The 214-nt window shown below is 55.6% G+C and carries 1 protein-coding gene; it reads left to right on the top strand.

The features are described 5' to 3' along the window. Nucleotides 1–64: 64 nt before the first annotated feature. A partial coding sequence (locus tag HB675_RS25735; RefSeq protein WP_213881972.1) for a transposase occupies nt 65–214 on the top strand: 150 nt, incomplete at its 3' end.

Here is a 214-nt window from a genome sequence, read left to right as displayed (position 1 = left end):
TGTAGTGGTCTAATGAAACCGGACACCCATTTAGGCGAGAATGCTCGCCAGAACGAGGTGTCAGATGACCAAACAACGCCGTACCTTTTCCCCTGAATTCAAGCGCGAGGCTGCCGACCTCGTTCTCAAGCAGGATTACAGCTTCATTGAGGCCAGCCGCTCGCTTGGTGTCGGCGAGTCGGCTTTGCGTCGATGGGTCGACCAGATGCAGCAA

The organism is Pseudomonas sp. dw_358 (genome assembly GCF_018449655.1).
Classification (GTDB): Bacteria; Pseudomonadota; Gammaproteobacteria; order Pseudomonadales; family Pseudomonadaceae; genus Aquipseudomonas.
This window is presented reverse-complemented; position numbering and strand designations above follow the sequence as displayed.